We start from the raw sequence: 20,304 nt of genomic DNA, 5'->3' as shown, positions 1-20,304 counted from the left end.
GGTAGGGATTAAGCGTTGTTGTTTACATCACTAGCTTGAGTGCTAGCTTGGTGATTAGTCGCATTGCTATGACGCAACTCACGTTGTTTCCACAGCTTGAAGATGGCTGGAAGCACCAACAGCGTCAGCAGCAGTGCCGATGCCATACCACCAATCATTGGTGCGGCGATACGTTGCATTACTTCTGATCCTGTACCTTCGCCGTACATGATCGGAATCAGACCAATAATGACCGTTAGTACCGTCATCATTACTGGGCGAACACGCAGGCCTGCACCTTCACGAATGGCATCAGTTAGGTCTTTCGCCTCAAGCTTCTGTTGGCTCTCTTCCGCATCTAGCTTTTTGTAGTGCCATGCTTGGTTGAGGTAGACGAGCATGATGACCCCAATCTCAACCGCGACGCCTGCTAGGGCAATAAAGCCGACCCCAACGGCAATCGAGAAGTTGTAGTTGAGGATATGCATGAGCCACAAACCACCGACCATAGCGAGCGGTAGCGTAAGCATGATGATCATTACTTCGCCGACACGACGGAAGCTGAAGTAAAGCAGCAGCATAATGATGGCAATGGTGATTGGTACCACGACACTCAAGCGGTCTTTCGCACGTTCCATGTATTCGTATTGACCAGACCAAGCCAGTGAGTAACCCGCAGGAAGCTCCAACTGATCGGCCACGACTTGTTGCGCTTCTACGACGTAAGAACCAAGGTCACGACCATCGATATCGACGAATACCCAGCCGTTTGGACGCGCGTTTTCCGTTTTAATCATTGGAGGGCCGTCTTCGTAACGAATGTCCGCTACGTCAGCCAGCGCAATACGAGCACCATTTGGTGTCACCAATGGTAGATTTTGCAGTTTAACCACTGAATCACGGTAGTCTTGTGGGTAACGAACGTTGATTGGGTAACGCTCCAAGCCTTCGATGGTTTCACCTACATTCATACCGCCCACCGCAGTGGAGATCACTTGCTGAACGTCTTTGATGCTCAAGCCGTAACGCGCTGCGGCACGACGTTTAATGTCGATCGTGACATAACGACCACCTGCTACACGTTCCGCATAAACCGATGCTGTACCTTGTACGCCATTAAGAATTGGCTCCAGCTGGGAACCGATCTTCTCAATCACTTTCAGATCAGGACCCGCGATTTTAATGCCGATAGGGGTTTTGATGCCCGTTGCCAGCATGTCGATACGCGTTTTGATCGGCATTACCCAAGCATTAGTAAGACCAGGGAACTGAACCAGCTTGTCGAACTCTTTGCGCAGTGACTCGGTTGTTACCCCTTCACGCCATTGGTCGCGTGGCTTCAACTGAATCACGGTTTCAATCATGGTGAGTGGCGCTGGATCGGTTGCGGTCTCAGCTCGGCCAATTTTGCCCCATACGGTTTTCACTTCTGGAACGGTTTTGATCAGCTTGTTGGTTTGTTGTAGAAGCTCGCGCGCTTTACCAATTGAGATACCCGGATAGGTCGTTGGCATGTACATCAAGTCGCCTTCATCCAGCGGCGGGATGAACTCGCTACCCAGTTTACTGGTTGGGTAGTAAGCCGATGCCATTAGACCTAATGCGATAACAATCATGGTCTTAGGGTATTTTAAGCTGGTGTTCAACAGCGGGCGGTACAGCGCGACCAAGCCACGGTTAACTGGGTTTTTGTGTTCCGGTAACACCTTACCGCGAATGAAGTAGCCCATAAGTACAGGCACGAGCGTGATTGCCAAACCTGCTGCCGCTGCCATGGCGTACGTCTTAGTGAACGCAAGCGGCGAGAACATCTTGCCTTCTTGGCCTTCCAAGGCGAACACCGGTACGAAGCTAAGAGTAATGATCAGCAACGAGAAGAACAGCGGTGCGCCAACCTCTTCTGCGGCTTTGCCAATCACTTGCCAGCGGTTTTTATCGGTCAGTGGCGTTCGTTCAATGTGCTTGTGAACGTTTTCAATCATCACGATCGCACCATCTACCATGGCTCCGATGGCTATCGCAATACCACCCAAGGACATGATGTTGGCATTGATGCCTTGCCAATGCATCACGATAAACGCAGTAAGAATGCCGACCGGTAGGCTCAGAGCGATAACCAACGAAGAACGAATGTGGAACAGGAACAACGCACACACAATCGCAACGACGATGAACTCTTCTGCAAGCTTCTTCCATAGGTTTTCTACCGCTGAATCGATAAGGGTAGAACGGTCGTAGGTTGGAACAATTTCCACGCCTTCTGGTAGGCTGCGTTGTAGGTCTGCAAGTTTGTCTTTGACTTTCGCAATCACTTCACTGGCGTTCTCACCAAAGCGCATCACGATAACACCACCTACCGCTTCACCTTCGCCATTCAGCTCTGAGATACCACGGCGCATTTGTGGACCAAGGTTAATGTCTGCGATATCACCTAATAGCAACGGCGTGCCTTTCTCGGTGACTTTGAGAGGCAGTGATTTGATGTCTTCAATGCTGGTTAGGTAACCCGTGGTACGAACCATGTGTTCGGATTCCGCAACTTCGATAACGGACGCGCCGGTTTCTTGGTTGCCGTTTTGGATTGCCATGTTCACTTGTTGCAAAGTGAGGTTGTACGCACGCAGCTTGGCAGGATCAATCTGCACTTGATACTGCTTCACCATACCGCCCACGGTCGCAACTTCAGAAACGCCATCAACGGTTTGCAATTCGTACTTCAAGAACCAATCTTGCAGGCTGCGAAGATCCGCCAAATCATGTTTGCCAGTTTTGTCTTGTAATACGTAGCTATAAACCCAGCCCACGCCCGTTGCATCAGGACCTAGGGTTGGTTTTGCGTTCGGTGGCAGCTTTGGTGCTACTTGGCTTAAGTACTCCAACACGCGTGAACGTGCCCAGTACATGTCGGTATCATCGTTGAAAATGATATAAACGTAAGAGTCACCAAAGAAAGAGTAGCCACGAACTGTCTCAGCACCTGGCACGGCAAGCATGGCGGTGGTGAGTGGGTAAGTAACTTGATCCTCGACGACTTGAGGAGCTTGACCCGGATAGCTTGTCTTGATGATCACTTGCACATCAGAAAGATCCGGAATCGCATCAACAGGCGTATTCTTTACACTGTAAAGTCCGCCTAATACAAGGGCTAAGGTCGCGACCAACACTAGGAATCGGTTGCTCAGTGACCAACGAATAATTGCATTGATCATAATTAACCCTCGACGGCTGTTGTTGCAGGAACTAGCTGTTTAAGAACGTAGTCAGATCCTTGTTTTTCAACTAGAAACCGAACTTTCTGTCCTTCTTCAAAACCCGATAGATCAACGTCTTCACCCACAGAGAAGTTCATCTCGCCCGCATCCCAGTTCCATTCTGCAACCGGTAGGTGGTTTAAGGTGATCATGCCAAAATCAGCCATCAGCATCGTGATGTCACCAGTTAGCCAAACTTCTGCTGCAATGACGCTGTTGTCTGCCCTATAGTCAACGATTTGGTACTGACCGGACTCCGTCTTTTGCATTTCAAATTCGATAGCCTGACCTTTTTTCAAGTCACCCATCTCAACGCCATCTGCAAAAGTGAAGTTCATTACCATGCCCGGCCAATCCCATTCTGGTACAGGCTGGTGGTTGATGGTCAGCATACGGTGATCTTTCATCACATCCGTGATCTCACCTTTGGCCCATGCAGTTTCTGCTGCCGCTTCTACACCATTGATGCGAGACAGATCCGCCGACTGGCTTGATTCAGAATCGAGCATGAAGTGAGATGAAGTAACGATCTTATCGCCTTGTTTAAGTCCTTGTAATACTTCGATTTGTTCGCCAGCTTCACGGCCAACTTCAATTCGAGCTGAGCGGTATTTGCCTTCGCCCTCAGCCAGAACAACGCGAGTCATACCGCCAGAGCGAATAACAGATGATTTAGGAATCGTTAACACTGCGTCGTCAGTGACAGGCTGCAAGGCAATGTTTGCGAACATGTTTGGCTTCAATGCGCCATCTGGGTTAGGGAATTTAAGGCGCACACGCAACGTACGTGTTTTCGGATCAAGGATTGGGTACACGTAATCTACGACACCTTGCCATTCATTACCCGGAATCGCGTCAAGGGTCATCGTGGCTTGAGAACCCGCTTTCATCCAGTGTGCTTGACGCTCAAAGACTTCCGCATCAACCCAAACATTGTCCAAAGGACCTGCACTGATCACCGCTTGAGCAGGGGACAAATAGCCACCTTCACGCACGTTTAAGCTCGCGATAACGCCATCAGCAGGCGCTTTGATTTCAATGGTTTGCGATGCTTTACCACTACGAGTAATGGATTTGATTTGAGCGCGGTCAACACCGAGTGTTACCAAGCGTTCGGTCGCCCCTTTTACAAGACCTTTGCGGCCAGTGCGGTACGCATTCAGCAATTCTTCTTGTGCTTTAACCAGTTCTGGAGAGTAGAGCGTGAACAGCACATCGCCTTTCTTCACTTTCTCACCCACGGCATTGATGTAGAGTTTTTCTACCCAACCCGCCACACGAACGTTGGTTTGCCATAACAGACTTTCATCAAAGGCAATATAACCAACCGTTTCGATGCGTGGTGACAACTGCTGTAGTGTCGCGTTTGCGGTTTTAACCCCGAGGTTATTTTCTACTGAAGGGTCAATAGTCACTGTACCTGGTGCATCTTGTTCACCGGATAGGTCTTCTGCGTAAACCGGAATCAAATCCATGCCCATTGGGGATTTACCCGGCTTGTCGCGTTTGTAATTCGGATCCATTGGGGCAACCCAGTAAAGCGGATCATTAGAGCTTGCAGCAGATTCGCCACCCATCGCACTCATGTCGTGAGCCGAGCCCGTAAGAAAATGATTAGCACCAAACCCTAAAGCACCACCAACAATCAGCGCGATGGTTGCAACTTGTAATGTTTTCATTGTTTTACCTTATTTTTTTAATTCAGACAGTTCTGGTTGCTCGACTTGATAGTCGAAACCACCGAGTAGGGTGGCTAAATTGCTGTTTGCGATGTTGAGATCGGTCAGCAGACGTTGTTGCTCTAATTGCAGAGCCAACTCGTCAGTAGTGGCAGAAATCACATCGTTAAACTGCGCTGTGTTGTTTTGATAACCCCGCTCAACGGCTTGAATGCGTGCTTTCGCTTGAGGCAATAAGGTGGATTGATAACGTTCTAAGCGTTGGGTTAAGTTGCCGCGATCAACCAACAGAGTGTTCACCTTGGCATTCATCTGCGTTAGTAAGGTGTCTTTTTGTGATTGTGCCGCGCCAACTTGGTATTGAGCGGCAGCAAGATTGCGATCTTGGCGGTCACCCGTAAACAACGGAATGTCCATGGTGAGGTAAGCGCTAACCAAATCAGAGGCGGGCTCACCCATCATGTTGTCGGCTTGGCGGTAGGCGTACATCACTTCGACGCTAAATTGTGGGTTGTAGGCTTGCTCAGCAATTTCCACCTGCGTTTTATTGGCAGAGATGCTGACGTCGGCCATCTTAACCATCGGGTGTTGGCTGAGTTGCTGATAATGCTTGGTGGAACCCTGACTGGCAGCAAGTTTGCTGTTCAGTGTGTCCCAATTAAGTTGATTGCTCGCATGCAGGGCCTGTTCATTCGCCAACCAATCTGACCCCAACCATTCGGAGAGTTGAGAGATAAGACGACGTTGCATTTGTGCGTTGGCTTGCAGTTTCTCATCCAACTTGCTGACTTGTAATTGAGCGTTGAGTAGGTCTTGCGCTTCACTCTTACCAATCGAATAGTTGGTTTGAATAAAGCTTTCCATCTCCTTCATCAACTTGCGGTTCTCAAGCAAGATTTGCTCAGCGCGTTGCTGGTAACCAAGCTCTAACCAAAGTTGAGTCATGCTGTTGGCTACCTCAAGCTCACGAGCATGCACTTGAAGCCCAAGGCCGTCGGCTTGTTGATTGGCTTTCTTCTGCTGTAAATCAAGCGTCGAGCCACGCTCAAATTGTTGCATTAAACCAACGGAGATGTTGGTCATTGGGTCTTCATCGAATTTGAAGCTGTCGACAGGCAAGCCACCAAAACCCACTTTCAGTTTTGGGTCCATTAAGGTCGAACTCGCGACGCCCGTTTCACGCATGGCAGCAGATTGCGCTGAGTATTGCTTACGATTGCCATCGTTACTCAAAGCGACGTTGATCAGTTGGGCAAGCTTGGTCGTCGAAGCTCGCTCACTTGATGCGGAATTTTGTGCTGCATGCGTCTCTTTACCAGCGGCGTTAACCAAGGTTGGCGCAGCGACCAGAGCCACCATAAAAATAGGTGCAGCTAAGCGGTATGGTTTGATATCCATAATCTAAATCCAGTGTTCGCCGGATCGATGGAGGTGCGGATTTTATTGCGGGAACAGTAAAGCCTTGTTACCTCATCGTTCAGGCGCATTAAAACAACCTGCGATACACGCGCAGGGTCGAATGCTAGGACGGATTTAGGCTATAGGAGGTCGGTACAGGTCGCGGCTGACGTGTACGACTGGGGAAGCAACTTCAGGAGTAATGGTTGCGCGATAGACGACGGGCATTGGGCTATTGATAGGATTCGGTAGGGGGACGAAAACTATCGTACACGCGGCAGTACAGCAGGTATGAACCATGCCGGAGCCTCCACCACAGTTCATGCTGGTTTCTCTTGCATCGCCATCTTCGGACAGAGAAGCGTCTGTCATGGAGACGTCCATCATGCCAGGCATACCGCAGTGTTCGCTGTCACTCATCATAGAGGGATGGTGAGCCATGCCAGTAGACATCATTTGAATATTCATCAACGGCTCACTGTTCGCCACACTAGATACCAATAGTACTAGCGTCGTGAAGAGAGTTAACCAGATTGTATGCAGCGATTTTAAGTGCATACCCTTTCCCATGTGTTTGATGAAAATGATGAAAACCCTTCGATTCTAAAGGTTAACCTAAGGGTAAGGTCAATCATTTATTACTCTTATTATCAAAATAGTCCACCCCTTCAGTTTTCGCACTTTCGAGGGAGTAAAACGTTTGTTAAACACCGAGTGTTGAAAGTTAGCGAAAGAAACCCTCGCTTTTTATGACACGTGAAAAATGTGGTTTATAAGTTTTACATCACACTAACTTGTCTTACAAATGATTATCCTTATAGAATGCATGGTTTTACTTGTGCAGATTTGGATTTGCTTTGCTGCGGGGGTTGCATGATAGAAATTGTCATCGATGGAAAATATAGAATTGTAGAAGAGGGTCTAACCCTTTTAGAAGCAGCAAAAGTGTGTGGGGTCGAGATCCCATCGCTATGCGGAATGAACAAAAGTAATGAAAAAGTACCGTGTGACTTGTGTGTAGTTGAAGTCGAAAGTGGCGGTACTAAGCGTGCGTGTGAACTCGAAGTTTACCGCGGCCTTAATGTGGTCACGCAATCAGAACAATTAAGCGAGCACCGCAGAAAAGCACTCAACCGCATCATGACGGACCATTACGCCGATTGTGAAGCGCCATGTAAAACCGCGTGTCCAGCGGGCGTGGATATCCAATCGTACCTTTATCACATCGCACAGAACGATCATCAAAAAGCGATTGAAGTGATTAAGCGTACGCTTCCTATGCCGCTATCGATTGGTCGTGTGTGCCCGGCATTTTGTGAGAGCGAATGTCGCCGCTCGTTAGTCGATGAACCAATCGCAATTCGTCAGCTAAAACGTCATGCCGCGGATGCGGATTTGTCTGCGCATGAAGCCTATGTACCAGAAAAGAAACCAAGTAAAGGGTTGAACATTGCCGTCGTCGGCAGTGGTCCTGGTGGTCTAACGGCTGGCTACTACCTATCGAACGAAGGCTATGACGTTACGGTCTTTGAATCCATGCCAAAAGCGGGCGGTTGGTTGCGTTACGGTATTCCTGAATACCGTTTGCCAAAAGACATTCTCGATAAAGAAATCGAACTGATGTGCCGTAATGGCATGCAAGTTCACACTAATCAAAAGCTGGGTGTGGATTTCACGCTTTCTCAATTGAGCGAAGAATACGATGCGGTGTGTTTAGCTGTCGGCGCGTCTCAAGCGGTTGAAATGCATTACACAGGCAGTGACCTTGAAGGTTGCTACTTAGGCGTTGATTACCTTAAAGATTACGTCACTGAGCAAAACTATGTAACGGGTCAGAAAGTCGCGGTGATCGGCGGTGGTAATACGGCAATTGACTGTGCTCGTACTGCGCGTCGTGCTGGTGCAGACACCACGTTGATTTATCGTCGTACTCGTGACGAAATGCCGGCAGAAGACTACGAGGTTGTCGAAGCGGAACACGAAGGGGTGAAATTCCACTTCTTGACCAACCCTGCAGAAAACCTTGCCGATGAAACTGGACGCGTGAGTGCGATTCGCCTAGAGCGCATGGCATTGGGTGAGCCGGATGCATCTGGTCGTCGCAGCCCTAAACCAACCGGCGAGTTCTTCACCGAAGAGTTCGACACCGTGATTGCAGCAGTATCGCAAAAGCCAGACCTGAGCTTCCTCGAAGGTGAAGATTTGTCGATTCCGCTTACACGCTGGAACACCTCTGATGCAGATGAAAAGACCATGCACACCGGCACGGGCAACATCTTCAGTATTGGTGATTTCCGCCGTGGTCCTGCAACGGCAGTTGAAGCCGTGGGAGATGGCCGCGTTGCGGCAAAAGCCATTGATCTGTTTTTGAATGGCGATATGGCAGATATGCCAAAGGCGGCGTTTAACTCGCGTAAAGAGAAGAAGCTCTCTCAAGTCGACCCGCTTCACTTCGAGAACATCCAGAAAGTCGCTCGCTCTATCATGCCTGAACTGACTCCAGCACAACGCGAGCAAAGCTTCGCTGAAGTCGAGTTGGGCTTTGATAACGAAGAAGCGATGAAGGAAGCTGCACGCTGCCTTGAATGTGGCTGTCAGGCAAATACCGATTGTGCGCTGCGTGATTACTCCACCGAATATGAAGCCGAGCAAAGCTTTGACTTCTCCTTGCAGATTAAATCACACCAAGATTGGTTAGATCTTCGTGCGAAAGACTTGCGTCATAAGTACGAAGTTGACCGCAGTTCTGAGTTTATTGAGTTTGATGCTAACCGCTGTATTAGCTGTGGTCAGTGCATCCAAGCGTGCCGCGACAAAGCCGTACACGGTGTACTGAACTTCGTGTGCGATAAACAAGGTCGTCCGGCATTACGTCCTGATGATCGTCCACACTTTGGAAGTAATAAGAATGGCTTAACCCTAATGGGCGATTCGAACTGCGTACAATGTGGCGCGTGTGTTCAAGTGTGTCCAACGGGCTCGATGGTCGATAGTCGTGACCGTTCGCAAGGTCGTACTGAAGACCTGAAAGCGGTCGACACTATTTGTACATACTGTGGTGTGGGTTGTAAGTTGACTATGTTCGTGGACGAAGCAACCAATACGATTCGTTACGTGAAGGGCGGTGACTCGCCGGTGAACCAAGGCATGCTGTGTGTGAAAGGTCGCTTTGGTTTCGATTTCATTGGCAGTGAAGAGCGTCTTACTACGCCATTGATTCGCAAAGACGGTTGGTTGCAGCCTGCAAGTTGGGAAGAGGCGATTCAACTGATTGCGAGCAAGTTCTCTGGCATCAAGCAAGATTTTGGCAGCAACGCATTGGCGGGCTTCTCTTCAGCGAAAACTACCAACGAAGATAACTACGCGTTCCAAAAATTTGTCCGTCGTGAACTGGGCACCAATAACGTCGACCACTGTGCGCGTTTGTGTCACGCATCGAGTGTAACCGGTCTTGAGGCGTCACTGGGTAGTGGTGCAATGACCAACGACATTCCAAGCATTAAGCACTCGGATGTGATCTTTATTATTGGTTCGGATACCACATCGGCGCACCCGATAATCGCTTCACATATCAAACAAGCAATTCGTCCTCACGGCGCTCGTTTGATTGTAGCTGACCCGAAACGTGTCGATATGGCTGAACATGCTGAGTTGTACATGGCGCACCGTCCGGGTACGGATGTGATGCTCCTGAACGGCGTCATGCAACAGATCATCAAGAACGGTTGGTACGATCAAGAGTACATCGAAGAACGTGTCGACGGCTTTGATACCTTACTGCAAGAGGTGATGTCGCCAGCTTACAACCTCGATAAAGTGGAGTTGGTTACAGGTGTTAAAGCCGAAGACATTCAAGCAATGGCGCGTATGATTGGTACGGCAGATCGTACGGCTGTTTACTACTCGATGGGTATTACTCAGCACACGACAGGTCATGACAACGTGCGTTCTATCGCTAACCTGCAATTACTGTGTGGCAACATCGGTATTGAAGGTGGTGGCATCAACCCGCTACGTGGTCAATCAAACGTGCAAGGCGCGTGTGATATGGGTGCTTTGCCAAACAGTTTCCCGGGTTACCAAAAGGTATACAACCCAATTGTGCGTCAGAAGTTTGCGATTGAATGGAACGCGCCAAATCTGCCTTCTGAGCAAGGTCTAACCCTGACAGAAATCATTGATGCGGCTTGCCATCGTGACGTTCGTGGTATGTACATCATGGGTGAGAACCCAGTATTGAGTGACCCGAACCAAGCACATGTGATTGAAGGTTTAGAAGCGCTCGATTTCTTGGTGGTTCAAGACATCTTCCTAACGGAAACCGCGCAATACGCGGACGTGGTTCTGCCGTCTTGCTCGTTTGCAGAGAAAGCGGGGCACTTCACCAATACGGAGCGTCGTGTTCAGCGTGTGAATCCGGTTGTCACGGCACCGGGTGAAGCGAAAGAAGATTGGTGGATTATTCAAGAAATCGCTAATGCCATGGGCAGTGATTGGGACTACCACTGCGTGTCTGATATCACTAACGAGATTGCACGAGTGACACCTCAATACGCAGGTCTTCGTTGGGAGGCGATCACGCCAAACGGAGTGCAATGGCCGAGCAACAAGAACAACCCAGCAGGTACTCGCATCATGCACCAAACCCAGTTTACTCGTGGTAAAGGTCAAATGGTGGGCGTACCGTTCCGTTATGCGGCTGAGCTGCCAGATGAGGAGTATCCGCTTGTGTTAACGACTGGTCGTGTGCTTGAGCAGTTCCATACTGGCACCATGACGCGCAAAACTAAAGGGTTGGATAACCTTGCTGGCCCTCGCGCGATGGTGAGCGTGGAAGACGCAGAAGCGCTAGGCATCAGTAATGGTCAGCGTCTGACAGTGTCTACACGTCGCGGCAGCATTGAGATTGATGCTTTTGTGACTAAGCGTATTCAAAAAGGTGTGGTGTTTATTCCATTCCACTTTGTTGAATCGCCGGTGAACCGTTTAACGACAACGGCGACTGACCCGCATGCGAAGATCCCTGAGTTCAAGGTCGCTGCGGTTAAAGTGGAAGTGAGCGAAAAGACAACGCAGACAGAGTCTCTCGAAGATAGTTACCAACACGTTTAAATTCGGCGAGTCACGTTGTTGTGGGCACTGACAATTTGAGCCTAGTTGATGGGCGGATAATCTACTCTTGATTTCCGCTCTCACTACATTCACTCGGATTGTCTTTTTCTTCAAACTCCTTTTACTTTTCTGTTATCACCGCGCTCCGGTTAGTTTTCCTTTCTTACTTCTTACTTCTTACTTCTTACTTCTTACTTCTTGCTGTCTCTGTGGCGTATTTTTGTTCAAGCCCATGATGAGAGTGCAATAAAGTTTGTTGTTGAGCTTGTCATAGAATTGACTGTCTCTGACTGTCCCCTGTTATTTGGGCAAGTTCTATAACCTAAACTTTGCTCGCTTCCTATACTGAATTAACGAAGCAAGATTTTTATAACAACAAGAGGAAGCTTGTATGACAAGAACAACCTCATTTGCACTCGTTTTATTACTTATGTGCGCATACTTTGGTTACAACCGTTATTATGTATACCCCCAGCAGTTGGAAACACAGGCGAAATCGATGCTAATACAAATGGCAAATCGCGAAGAGTGGGTCGATGTGTTTGAGATGATGAATCGCGTAGACGCGCATAAGGGCCATTTGGAACTTGTTGCTGACGTGACATCCTCTGATGGTCAGCGAGCGTACAGTGAAGGTATTATCACGTACACGGATCGCGAAGGCGTTGTCTGTAAACAGGTAGTGTTCAACTTTAAAATAAACTCTTTGAAAAACTACAATATTTCCGATTTACGAGATTGTTCCTACGGTGAGTACTATTAATATTGTCTGAGAGTTGAGCTCGATAGCACAGTGTATGAATACACAAACAAAAAATAGCCCTTCGTTGGGGCTATTTTTGTTTTTAAGGAATGAACGCAATATCGTGGGATTAGTCGAGTGATTTTTTGAAGCGAAATGAAGCGACAATAAGGCCGATAACAGTGAATCCAAGTAACCAGACTGTATCTCGCCATAGCTCCATTAAATCTGCACCACGCAACACCACACCACGAATAATGCGCATAAAGTGAGTGGCAGGCAGGGCTTCTGAGATCCATTGTGCCGCGACGGGCATTCCTTCATAAGGGAACATAAATCCGGACAGAAGAATCGATGGCAAAAGAATAAACACCGTCATCTGCATTGCTTGAAGCTGCGTCGTCGCAATGGTGGATATCACCAAACCTAAGGTTAAACTCGCGGCGATAAACAGCAGCGTACCAAACAGTATCTGACTAATGGCGCCGTTTATCGGCACACCAAATATCCAGTGCCCCAAGCCTAAAATGATAAACACCTGTATCAGACCAACAAAGATGTAAGGGATGATCTTCGCCACCATGAGTTCTATGGAGTGGATTGGCGTAGTAATCAGTAACTCTAAATTGCCACGCTCCCGTTCTCGAACAATGGCTGCACTGGTGAACAAGATCATCGTCATGGTTAGAATCACGCCCAACAAACCAGGGACAATGTTCACCGCTGAGCGCCGACTCGGGTTGTAATACAGCGCAACTTCAAAGGTTTTGGTTGGAGCAGGACGTATCTCAAAATCAAAATCCGTTAACGGCATGGTTTGTAGCGAGAGAATCGCAGAACTGATCATGGTGTCTGAACCATCCACAATCCACTGGCCAAGTTCTCGACCTTGCACCATACGTTGGGTTAAGTCGCTAGGCAGAATTAAAGCCGCTCGTACCAAGCCGTCTTGAATGGCTTGCTCGGCTTCTGTTGCGGTAGCGAAGGTTTCGACCACATCGACCACTTGCGTGACTTTGACGGACTCGGTGATCACACGCCCGGCAGTGCTGCCACTTTGATCGACGACGCCAACGGGAATGTTGCGAATATCGGTATTAATGGCAAAGCCGAACAGCAGAAGCTGAATTAGCGGGATCATCACGACCATGCCAAAGGTAATGCGGTCACGTGAAAGCTGACGGATCTCTTTGATCATCACCGCTTTCATGCGGGCAATAGATTTCATCATTGGCGACCTTCTCCCGTCACGCTGACAAACACATCTTCCAAGCTCGGGCGAGCAATGTTCATCTCGCAGCCATCAAGCTCAGGAAAGGTTTGGGTTAACCATTCGATCGGTTGTTCGATGTGCTGGTGGATCAAAATGCGTAAGCGAATGCCGAGCTGTGCGGCAGAACGGACTTCTTCGCGCTGAATGACTTTCTCTTTTAGCTCGCGTAAGTTATCCGCTTTGACTTCGACGATGTTAACGCCCATTTGCGCCATGAGTTCTTCTGGCTCACCATCGGCGCGGATTTCCCCGGCTTCCATAATCGCCAGGCGATGACAGCGTTCTGCTTCATCCATGTAGTGCGTAGTGACCAAAATCGTCGTACCTTGGTCAGAGAGATCAAACAATTGCTCCCAGAAATCGCGTCGGTTCTCTGGGTCAACCGCAGACGTGGGTTCATCGAGAAACAACAGTTCTGGTTTATGCATGGTGGCTGCGGCGAGAGACAAGCGTTGTTTCTGCCCGCCACTCATTCCGCCGACGCGCTGTTTGCGTAGTTGGTCGAGACCGTAGGTTGACAGTTGTTCTTCGATGCGAGCTTTTAGGGCCTTGGTTTCCATACCAAAGATTTGTCCAATAAACTCAAGATTCTCTTGAACCGTCAGGTCATCATAAAGGGAGAACTTTTGCGTCATGTAGCCAATCTTGAGGCGCAGAAGCTCAGATTGTTTTGGGATCTCTAACCCAAGCACGTCCACGTTGCCCTCACTTGGGCTAAGCAAGCCCGTCAACACACGAATGGTTGTCGATTTACCGCAGCCGTTCGGGCCAAGAAAACCATAAATACTGCCTTTGGGCACATTGAGCGTGATGTTGTTGATGGCGGTGAAGTCACCAAACTTCTTCACTACATTTTCAGCTTGAATCGCGTATTCGGTCATTGGCTTACTCCACCAAATCCACTTGCGCTGGAATGCCCGAAGGCAAGGATTGTGCTAAGTCTTGTAGGTCGACTTCTGCAAGGTACATCAAACGCGAGCGTTCTTCCTCGGTAAGCGCGAAATAAGGTGTGAATGAAGGTTCAGTTGCAACCCAACGAACGGTGCCGCTATAAGGTTGCTCAACGCCATCTACATGCACGTTAACCGTTTTACCCGGCACAAAGTCGACTCGATAGTTAGCAGGAACATAAACACGAGCATATGGGACGCGGCTGGCTTGTATTACAGCAACCACGCCATTCACCGGAACGCGTTCACCAAGGTTAAACGGTAGGTTATCTAACAAGCCATCTCGCGTGGCCGTGATGGTGAGTTCTGCCAGTTTCTGTTCTTGTAGTGCCACATCGGCTTTTGCTGCCATGAGTGCGGATTTCGCTTGTTCAATATCTTCAGGACGAGAGCCAGCGGTCAGTTTGCTGAACTCTTCTTGTGAGGAGTCTAGCTCTGCACGGGCAGAATCTCTGGCTGCTAAAGCGGTGTCTTTCTCTGATTGGCTGATGAGTTTCTTACGAACTAACTCTGCTTTACGTTGGTAGTTCTTTTGCGCTTCAACCAATTGAGCTTCCGCTCTGGCAACACGTGCTTGCGCTGCGGCAATGTCTTCTGGTCGCTCACCATTGGTCAATTTCAAAAGATAGGCGTCAGCCTTGGCTTGTTCGGCTACGGCGTGAGCTAAAACGGCTTCTTGGTTTTTTGTATCGAGCTGAACCAGCACTTCTCCTTCGGTGACTTGGCTGCCTTCCTTGATGGGTAGGGCACGAATTATCTCGCTAGAGGTGGCAGTGAAGGTTACGCGGTCACGTTCTAGTGTGCCAAGGGCTTGCTGTCCGTCATCTTTGGAACAGGCAGTTAAAAGAGTCAGGGCTAGGGTGCCAAGAATGATTCGCTTCATCATGCGACGCTTCCTCTAAGAAGGTGAGCTCGAACTCGTATCAAGCTATAGAAGAGTATGGGACTGCATTCAGTGTAACGTGAGTCAGTTTTGTCCGGCTAGGAAGTTAATTCCTTCAATATTCATCAATTGATTAATTATTGAAGTTGGCTTGATCCTGCTGAAGCCGTGCTTTACTTGGCTCTTTTAAGTTGATTACGTGAATATCATTTAAACAAAAATCTTGCCTTTCATGTAGAGCACGCCGTCGCCAGATACTCTTACTTGTTCGTCAGTAACTTCACAGTGCAAAATACCTCCGCGCTGAGAAGCTTGGTAAGCGACCAGTGATGTTTTGCCTAACGCTTCTGCCCAGAACGGTGCTAATCCAGCGTGAATCGAGCCAGTTACGGGGTCTTCGTCACCACCATTTGCAGGCCAAAAGTAACGAGATACAAAGTCTTGTTGATCGCCTTTCGCGGTAACGACCACATCGTAAGGAGCGAGTGTCTTGAGGTGCTCTGAACGGTATTGAACCTCAAGTACCTCCTGTTGGCTGTCGACCACCACGAAATACGCTTGAGGGCTAAGCAGTACGCGTTCCACATCGCAACTTAGGCCTTCAATCAATGCCGAGGGAATATCAGAAACGGCTTTTGGAAGACGAGCAGGGAACGTCATCTCGATCTTACCTTGCGCATTCTTCTCTACGGTGAGGGTTCCTACTTCCAGAGTATGAAATTCAATCGTGCCATTAATGCCAAGCTCATCAAACAGCACTAACGACGAGGCCAGTGTGGCGTGTCCACAAAAGTCGATTTCAGTTATAGGAGAGAACCAACGAATCTCATATCGGTTTGCGCCAATGGATTTTAGAAAAGCCGTTTCCGACAAGTTGTTTTCTGTCGCGATATTTTGCATCAATTCTGGGGCTAGCCATTCCTCTAAAGGCACCACCGCTGCTGAGTTGCCTTTGAATTGCGTATCGGTGAAGGCGTCCACCACGTAGATATCCAATTCCATTTTCCTTCCTTATTCCGTGAGCGATTAATTAGCATAAACCAAGTGCAATTAAGAGAGTAAGAAATTTGTGTTAGAATCTTAAAGTGTCAAAATTATAGATTATTTTGTGTTTTTTGATACTTACTGACAAGGATTCGGACTGCTGGGTATTTAGACTAGTGTTGAATTCATTGAAAGGAAGAAAAACATGAAAGCGATCTACAAGTCAGTTTTGGTATTGAGTGTTTTTGCGGTCGGTTCTACCCATGCATTTGAACTCGTGAGTAGAGATATTCAAGAAGGCCACCCGATGGCGAAGACATTTGAATACTCTGGTTGGGGATGTGATGGCGGGAATCAATCACCACAATTGATGTGGAAAGAAGCTCCAAAGGGCACAAAAAGTTTTGCGATCACCGTGTATGACCCCGATGCACCAACAGGCAGTGGTTTTTGGCATTGGATAGCGTTTAATATTCCATCCACCGTTAGCGAGCTGCCTCGAGGCATTGATATGAACAAGTTAGGCGGCAAAGAATCTCGTATTGACTACGGCACAACGGGGTTCGGCGGCGCGTGTCCTCCAAGGAATGATGGGATGCATCGTTACCAGTTTACGGTGTGGGCATTGCCAACTGAAGAACTGAATTTGGATGAAAACACGCCACCAGCCATTGTAGGGTTTACTTTGAATAGTGTTGCTTTGGGTAAAGCGACATTAACCACGACTTACACGCGATAATTGAATATAAGGGGAGAGAATGGGTCACCAATATCAGGTTACGCTGTTTCGTGCGGAGCAGCAGCAGAAGCTTCGTAATGTCAGGATTCACTCCCCAAGCCTCATTCAGATTGTTAAGGGGAGTAAACATCTTTTCTGGAAAGATGAAGTACTCGACATCCATCATCCAAATATCATGCTTTGTGAAGCAAATGCATCCCTAAATTTTGAAAACCTTCCTCTACAAAGGCGATTTCTTTCTCGAATGTTCAGTTTTCACTGTGTGCCTAGCGATGAAATGTTGGAGCTAAGCATGAGCAACGCATTAGGAAACTATGTACCCGTTGTTGAGACAGATAAAGCATTGCAAGCGACGTTAAATGCTTTGTTTTCGTTTGAGCGGGAAAGCTTAAGTGAAGCGACACAACGCTATTGGATTATGGGCCTATATCAGCAGCTAGCTGAGAGAGGGTTATTACATCGGTTGTTCTCGAGTTCACATATCTCTTTTAGTCAGAAACTTAGTCGTTACTTATCGCGCTCTCCAGGGGAGGAGCATCCATTAGACATGGTCGCGGGGCACTTTGCTATGAGCCGAGCAACATTGATACGCAAACTGAAACAAGAAGGTACCCAGTATCGTGAAGTATTGGCAGAAGTGCGCTTAAATCACGCACTTTACTTGATGCAAAATGGCTCGTATAACGTTGCTATGCTCGCACAGTTGTGTGGTTATCAGTCAGAGGGGCGTTTTAGCCAACGCTTTAAAAGTAAGTTCGGCCTAACGCCCAGCGAGTATATTAAAACGGTAGTGAGTTAATGTTTTACCGCTTTTGTATTTTTTGTGCTTTTTAGGTTAGCCATAATATTTGGCTTTCATTCGCAATGCTACATTCACCAAAGCAATCAACACAGGCACTTCGATCAGCGGGCCAATGACACCAGCAAAAGCTTGGTCTGAGTTTAGTCCAAACACCGCGATAGAAACCGCAATAGCCAATTCAAAGTTGTTGCCTGTTGCTGTGAAGGCAATCGACGCATTTTTGTCGTAGTCGATGCCCATTTTCTTACCAACGAAGAAGCTGACAAAGAACATCAACACAAAGTAGATAGCCAGTGGAATTGCTACACGGAATACATCCATTGGCAGTTCAAGAATCATCTCACCTTTTAAGCTGAACATCAGTACGATGGTCGCAAGCAGGGCGATAAGCGTAATTGGTGAAATGCGTGGGATGAACACGTCGTTGTACCATTGTTCACCTTTCGCAGCGACCAGCCATTTGCGGCTTAGGAAGCCCGCTAGGAATGGGATACCAAGGTAAATCAGAACACTTTCCGCGATGTCCATCATCGAGATATCAACCACGAAACCTTCGTAACCAAAGACTGGTGGCAACACAGTGATGAACAACCATGCCATCACACTGTAAGTCACGATTTGGAAAGCGCTGTTTAGTGCAACTAGGGCTGCGCCGTATTCTTTGTTACCGCCACCGATATCGTTCCATACAAGCACCATCGCAATACAACGAGCAAGACCGATCAGAATGATACCAACCATGTAACCCGGATGATCACCTAGGAAAGTCAATGCAAGGATGAACATCAAAATAGGGCCGACAATCCAGTTCATGACCAAAGACAGCGTGATTGCTTTTTTGTCTTTCGTCACTGTACCTAGCAGGTTGTAGTTCACCTTTGCGAGTGGCGGGTACATCATCAAAATCAAACCAATCGCTAGCGGTACGTTTGTGCTACCAACTGACATTGACTCATTCCACTCAGCAACTTGAGGGAACGCTGCGCCAATACCTACACCGATTGCCATTGCGACAAAAATCCACACCGTTAGGTAACGGTCCAAGAAGCTCATTTTGTCGCTGGCACTATTTAAAACTTGAGTAGTCATAGTGTTCTCTTATTCGTTTATCGTCGAAAGGCGATAGTTAAAGGTATAGTTTATCTCTGCACGCCTGACCAGCGTGCAAAGGGAATTAATCAAATAACTTGGAAAATCCTAGATTGAACTGATCAAACGCGTCGCGTTGAATGCGGTAACACACCTTAGGTGGGTTTGGCTCGGCGCTGATAAAGCCTGCTTGCTTGAGAATACGCAAGTGCTCGGAAACAGTAGATTGCGCAAGACCCAGTTCAGAAACCAAATCACTGTTCAAACAACCGCCCATGGTATCGAGCGTGTGCAGGATATGCAGAATGCGCAAACGTGCTGGATGCGACAAAGCTTTTGCTTGCGCTGCGAGAGTTTGTTCTTTCTCGAGCTGTTGTTGCGTTGTCTGAAAAACAACTTCGCACGTGTCCTTGCACTTATCACTCATTCGCTGGCCTTAATAGTTAATCGTCGAATTGCGATAAAGTGTACGCTTGCTCTGTAGAAGATGCAACAACTCGATGAAAAAATTAATCGTAAAATAACGATGAATAAAAAATTGAAAAAATATATGTTTTAAAAACAGTGATATAATAAAAAATTACGTAGGTTACTAAAAGTTAACTAATTGCACTATATTTCTAGGTTACCATAATAAACCACATCCGACGCACAATGGTTACTGCGTCATCTTGTGAACTTATTTAAAGGTAATCCCATGAGCAACGTACTGATCATCAATGCACACGAACCATCACCATATTCAGAAGGTCGTCTAAATGCTTCTCTTGTCGACAAAGCACAGACGCTTCTGCAAGCAAAAGGCCATGAGGTTCGCGTTGTGACAATGCAAGATGAGATCAACGTAGATGAGCAACTCGCACACTTTGAGTGGGCTGATCGCGTGATCATCCAAAGCCCAATCAACTGGATGTCTGTGCCTTGGTCATTCAAAAAATACATGGACGACGTGTTTACTGCGGGTATGGGCGGCGCACTATGTGCATTCGATGGCCGTAGCGCAGAAGAACCAAAGAAAAACTATGGTACAGGCGGCACTCAAACCAACAGCAAATACATGCTGTCACTGACATTCAACGCGCCAGAAGAATCGTTTGATGATGAGAGCGAATACCTATTCCAAGGTAAAGGCGTGGACGATTTGATGTTCCACATGCACGCTAACTTCCGCTTCTTTGGTATGTCAGCACTGCCTACATTCGCTTGTTACGACGTGATGAAGAACGCAGATATCGAAAACGATTTTGTTCGTTTCGAAGCGCACATTAACGAAAACTTCTAATCCTTTTAGAAAGATAGTGCGAACTGAATGATGAATTGAGATGGACTGCTACATGCGGTCCATTTTTATTTTCAGCCCTAAACCACCTACTTCAGTAGGTGGTTATCATCCGTTTCGGCTTTGCCTGTAAAACTACTCATG

The 20,304-nt window shown here is 47.8% G+C and carries 15 protein-coding genes; 5 read left to right on the top strand and 10 right to left on the bottom strand.

Going from position 1 to position 20,304, the window contains the following annotated elements; all coding sequences use genetic code 11:
* Nucleotides 1-8 precede the first annotated feature (8 nt).
* The 4 genes from R7Q39_RS00075 to R7Q39_RS00060 form a co-directional block, all read right to left on the bottom strand.
* Nucleotides 9-3,188, bottom strand: coding sequence for an efflux RND transporter permease subunit (locus tag R7Q39_RS00075; protein ID WP_318075630.1), 3,180 nt, complete (start codon nt 3,186-3,188; stop codon nt 9-11).
* Nucleotides 3,189-3,190: 2 nt separating this feature from the next.
* Nucleotides 3,191-4,909, bottom strand: coding sequence for an efflux RND transporter periplasmic adaptor subunit (locus tag R7Q39_RS00070; protein WP_318075629.1), 1,719 nt, complete (start codon nt 4,907-4,909; stop codon nt 3,191-3,193).
* Between the two features lie 9 nt (nt 4,910-4,918).
* Nucleotides 4,919-6,307: a TolC family protein gene (locus tag R7Q39_RS00065; protein ID WP_318075628.1), complete on the bottom strand. Its 1,389-nt coding sequence runs from the start codon at nt 6,305-6,307 to the stop codon at nt 4,919-4,921.
* 135 nt (nt 6,308-6,442) lie between these two features.
* Nucleotides 6,443-6,865 (bottom strand): hypothetical protein, encoded by a 423-nt coding sequence (locus tag R7Q39_RS00060; protein ID WP_132936334.1) that lies wholly within the window; start codon nt 6,863-6,865, stop codon nt 6,443-6,445.
* 315 nt (nt 6,866-7,180) lie between these two features.
* Between R7Q39_RS00060 and fdhF the strand changes: the two genes are divergently transcribed.
* Both fdhF and R7Q39_RS00050 read left to right on the top strand, forming a co-directional pair.
* Nucleotides 7,181-11,419 (top strand): formate dehydrogenase subunit alpha, encoded by a 4,239-nt coding sequence (gene fdhF, locus R7Q39_RS00055; RefSeq protein WP_318075627.1) that lies wholly within the window; start codon nt 7,181-7,183, stop codon nt 11,417-11,419.
* Between the two features lie 391 nt (nt 11,420-11,810).
* Nucleotides 11,811-12,182: a hypothetical protein gene (locus R7Q39_RS00050; RefSeq protein ID WP_005375433.1), complete on the top strand. Its 372-nt coding sequence runs from the start codon at nt 11,811-11,813 to the stop codon at nt 12,180-12,182.
* A gap of 109 nt (nt 12,183-12,291) precedes the next feature.
* Here R7Q39_RS00050 and R7Q39_RS00045 read toward each other — a convergent pair whose 3' ends face one another.
* The 4 genes from R7Q39_RS00045 to R7Q39_RS00030 form a co-directional block, all read right to left on the bottom strand.
* The gene (locus tag R7Q39_RS00045; RefSeq protein WP_213965255.1) at nt 12,292-13,389 is read right to left on the bottom strand and encodes an ABC transporter permease; all 1,098 of its coding nucleotides are present in this window, start codon (nt 13,387-13,389) and stop codon (nt 12,292-12,294) included.
* Complete coding sequence (locus tag R7Q39_RS00040; protein WP_033906808.1) at nt 13,389-14,315, bottom strand: ABC transporter ATP-binding protein; 927 nt, start codon at nt 14,313-14,315, stop codon at nt 13,389-13,391. Before R7Q39_RS00040 ends, R7Q39_RS00045 begins: the two co-directional genes overlap by 1 nt.
* Nucleotides 14,316-14,319: 4 nt before the next feature.
* Nucleotides 14,320-15,270, bottom strand: a complete 951-nt coding sequence (locus tag R7Q39_RS00035; RefSeq protein ID WP_390509567.1) for an HlyD family secretion protein — start codon at nt 15,268-15,270, stop codon at nt 14,320-14,322.
* 207 nt (nt 15,271-15,477) lie between these two features.
* The gene (locus R7Q39_RS00030; protein ID WP_054577093.1) at nt 15,478-16,269 is read right to left on the bottom strand and encodes a PhzF family phenazine biosynthesis protein; all 792 of its coding nucleotides are present in this window, start codon (nt 16,267-16,269) and stop codon (nt 15,478-15,480) included.
* A gap of 187 nt (nt 16,270-16,456) precedes the next feature.
* Here R7Q39_RS00030 and R7Q39_RS00025 point away from each other — a divergent pair, with 187 nt between their 5' ends.
* Together R7Q39_RS00025 and R7Q39_RS00020 are read left to right on the top strand one after the other, a co-directional pair.
* On the top strand, nt 16,457-16,990 hold the full coding sequence (locus R7Q39_RS00025) for a YbhB/YbcL family Raf kinase inhibitor-like protein (protein WP_206952735.1): 534 nt from the start codon (nt 16,457-16,459) through the stop codon (nt 16,988-16,990).
* A 19-nt stretch (nt 16,991-17,009) separates the two neighbouring features.
* A complete protein-coding gene (locus tag R7Q39_RS00020; RefSeq protein ID WP_270054832.1) occupies nt 17,010-17,789 on the top strand; it encodes a helix-turn-helix domain-containing protein in 780 nt (259 codons plus the stop codon).
* Nucleotides 17,790-17,825: 36 nt separating this feature from the next.
* Here the strand turns inward: R7Q39_RS00020 and arsB are convergent, their stop codons facing one another.
* Nucleotides 17,826-18,881, bottom strand: a complete 1,056-nt coding sequence (arsB, locus tag R7Q39_RS00015; RefSeq protein WP_005385145.1) for an ACR3 family arsenite efflux transporter — start codon at nt 18,879-18,881, stop codon at nt 17,826-17,828.
* An 85-nt stretch (nt 18,882-18,966) separates the two neighbouring features.
* On the bottom strand, nt 18,967-19,308 hold the full coding sequence (locus tag R7Q39_RS00010; protein WP_005375451.1) for an ArsR/SmtB family transcription factor: 342 nt from the start codon (nt 19,306-19,308) through the stop codon (nt 18,967-18,969).
* A gap of 270 nt (nt 19,309-19,578) precedes the next feature.
* On the opposite strand from R7Q39_RS00010, the gene R7Q39_RS00005 reads away from it, so the two are divergent.
* Nucleotides 19,579-20,163: an NAD(P)H-dependent oxidoreductase gene (locus R7Q39_RS00005; protein ID WP_017635228.1), complete on the top strand. Its 585-nt coding sequence runs from the start codon at nt 19,579-19,581 to the stop codon at nt 20,161-20,163.
* Nucleotides 20,164-20,304 lie beyond the last annotated feature (141 nt).

The sequence above is a fragment of the Vibrio sp. 947 genome (assembly GCF_033339115.1).
In the GTDB taxonomy this organism is placed as follows: domain Bacteria; phylum Pseudomonadota; class Gammaproteobacteria; order Enterobacterales; family Vibrionaceae; genus Vibrio; species Vibrio alginolyticus.
The sequence above is the reverse complement of the archived record's forward strand: the minus strand, read 5'-3'. Positions and strand labels throughout refer to the sequence as shown.

Bases quoted from the DNA above. Each gene is read 5' to 3' on its own strand.
- R7Q39_RS00045 (WP_213965255.1), bottom strand. From the start codon at position 13,389: ATGAAATCTATTGCCCGCATGAAAGCGGTGATGATCAAAGAGATCCGT.
- R7Q39_RS00030 (WP_054577093.1), bottom strand. From the start codon at position 16,269: ATGGAATTGGATATCTACGTGGTGGACGCCTTCACCGATACGCAATTC.
- R7Q39_RS00070 (WP_318075629.1), bottom strand. From the start codon at position 4,909: ATGAAAACATTACAAGTTGCAACCATCGCGCTGATTGTTGGTGGTGCT.
- R7Q39_RS00050 (WP_005375433.1), top strand. From the start codon at position 11,811: ATGACAAGAACAACCTCATTTGCACTCGTTTTATTACTTATGTGCGCA.
- R7Q39_RS00040 (WP_033906808.1), bottom strand. From the start codon at position 14,315: ATGACCGAATACGCGATTCAAGCTGAAAATGTAGTGAAGAAGTTTGGT.
- R7Q39_RS00065 (WP_318075628.1), bottom strand. From the start codon at position 6,307: ATGGATATCAAACCATACCGCTTAGCTGCACCTATTTTTATGGTGGCT.
- R7Q39_RS00035 (WP_390509567.1), bottom strand. From the start codon at position 15,270: ATGATGAAGCGAATCATTCTTGGCACCCTAGCCCTGACTCTTTTAACT.
- arsB (WP_005385145.1), bottom strand. From the start codon at position 18,881: ATGACTACTCAAGTTTTAAATAGTGCCAGCGACAAAATGAGCTTCTTG.
- R7Q39_RS00060 (WP_132936334.1), bottom strand. From the start codon at position 6,865: ATGCACTTAAAATCGCTGCATACAATCTGGTTAACTCTCTTCACGACG.
- R7Q39_RS00005 (WP_017635228.1), top strand. From the start codon at position 19,579: ATGAGCAACGTACTGATCATCAATGCACACGAACCATCACCATATTCA.
- R7Q39_RS00075 (WP_318075630.1), bottom strand. From the start codon at position 3,188: ATGATCAATGCAATTATTCGTTGGTCACTGAGCAACCGATTCCTAGTG.
- fdhF (WP_318075627.1), top strand. From the start codon at position 7,181: ATGATAGAAATTGTCATCGATGGAAAATATAGAATTGTAGAAGAGGGT.
- R7Q39_RS00010 (WP_005375451.1), bottom strand. From the start codon at position 19,308: ATGAGTGATAAGTGCAAGGACACGTGCGAAGTTGTTTTTCAGACAACG.
- R7Q39_RS00025 (WP_206952735.1), top strand. From the start codon at position 16,457: ATGAAAGCGATCTACAAGTCAGTTTTGGTATTGAGTGTTTTTGCGGTC.
- R7Q39_RS00020 (WP_270054832.1), top strand. From the start codon at position 17,010: ATGGGTCACCAATATCAGGTTACGCTGTTTCGTGCGGAGCAGCAGCAG.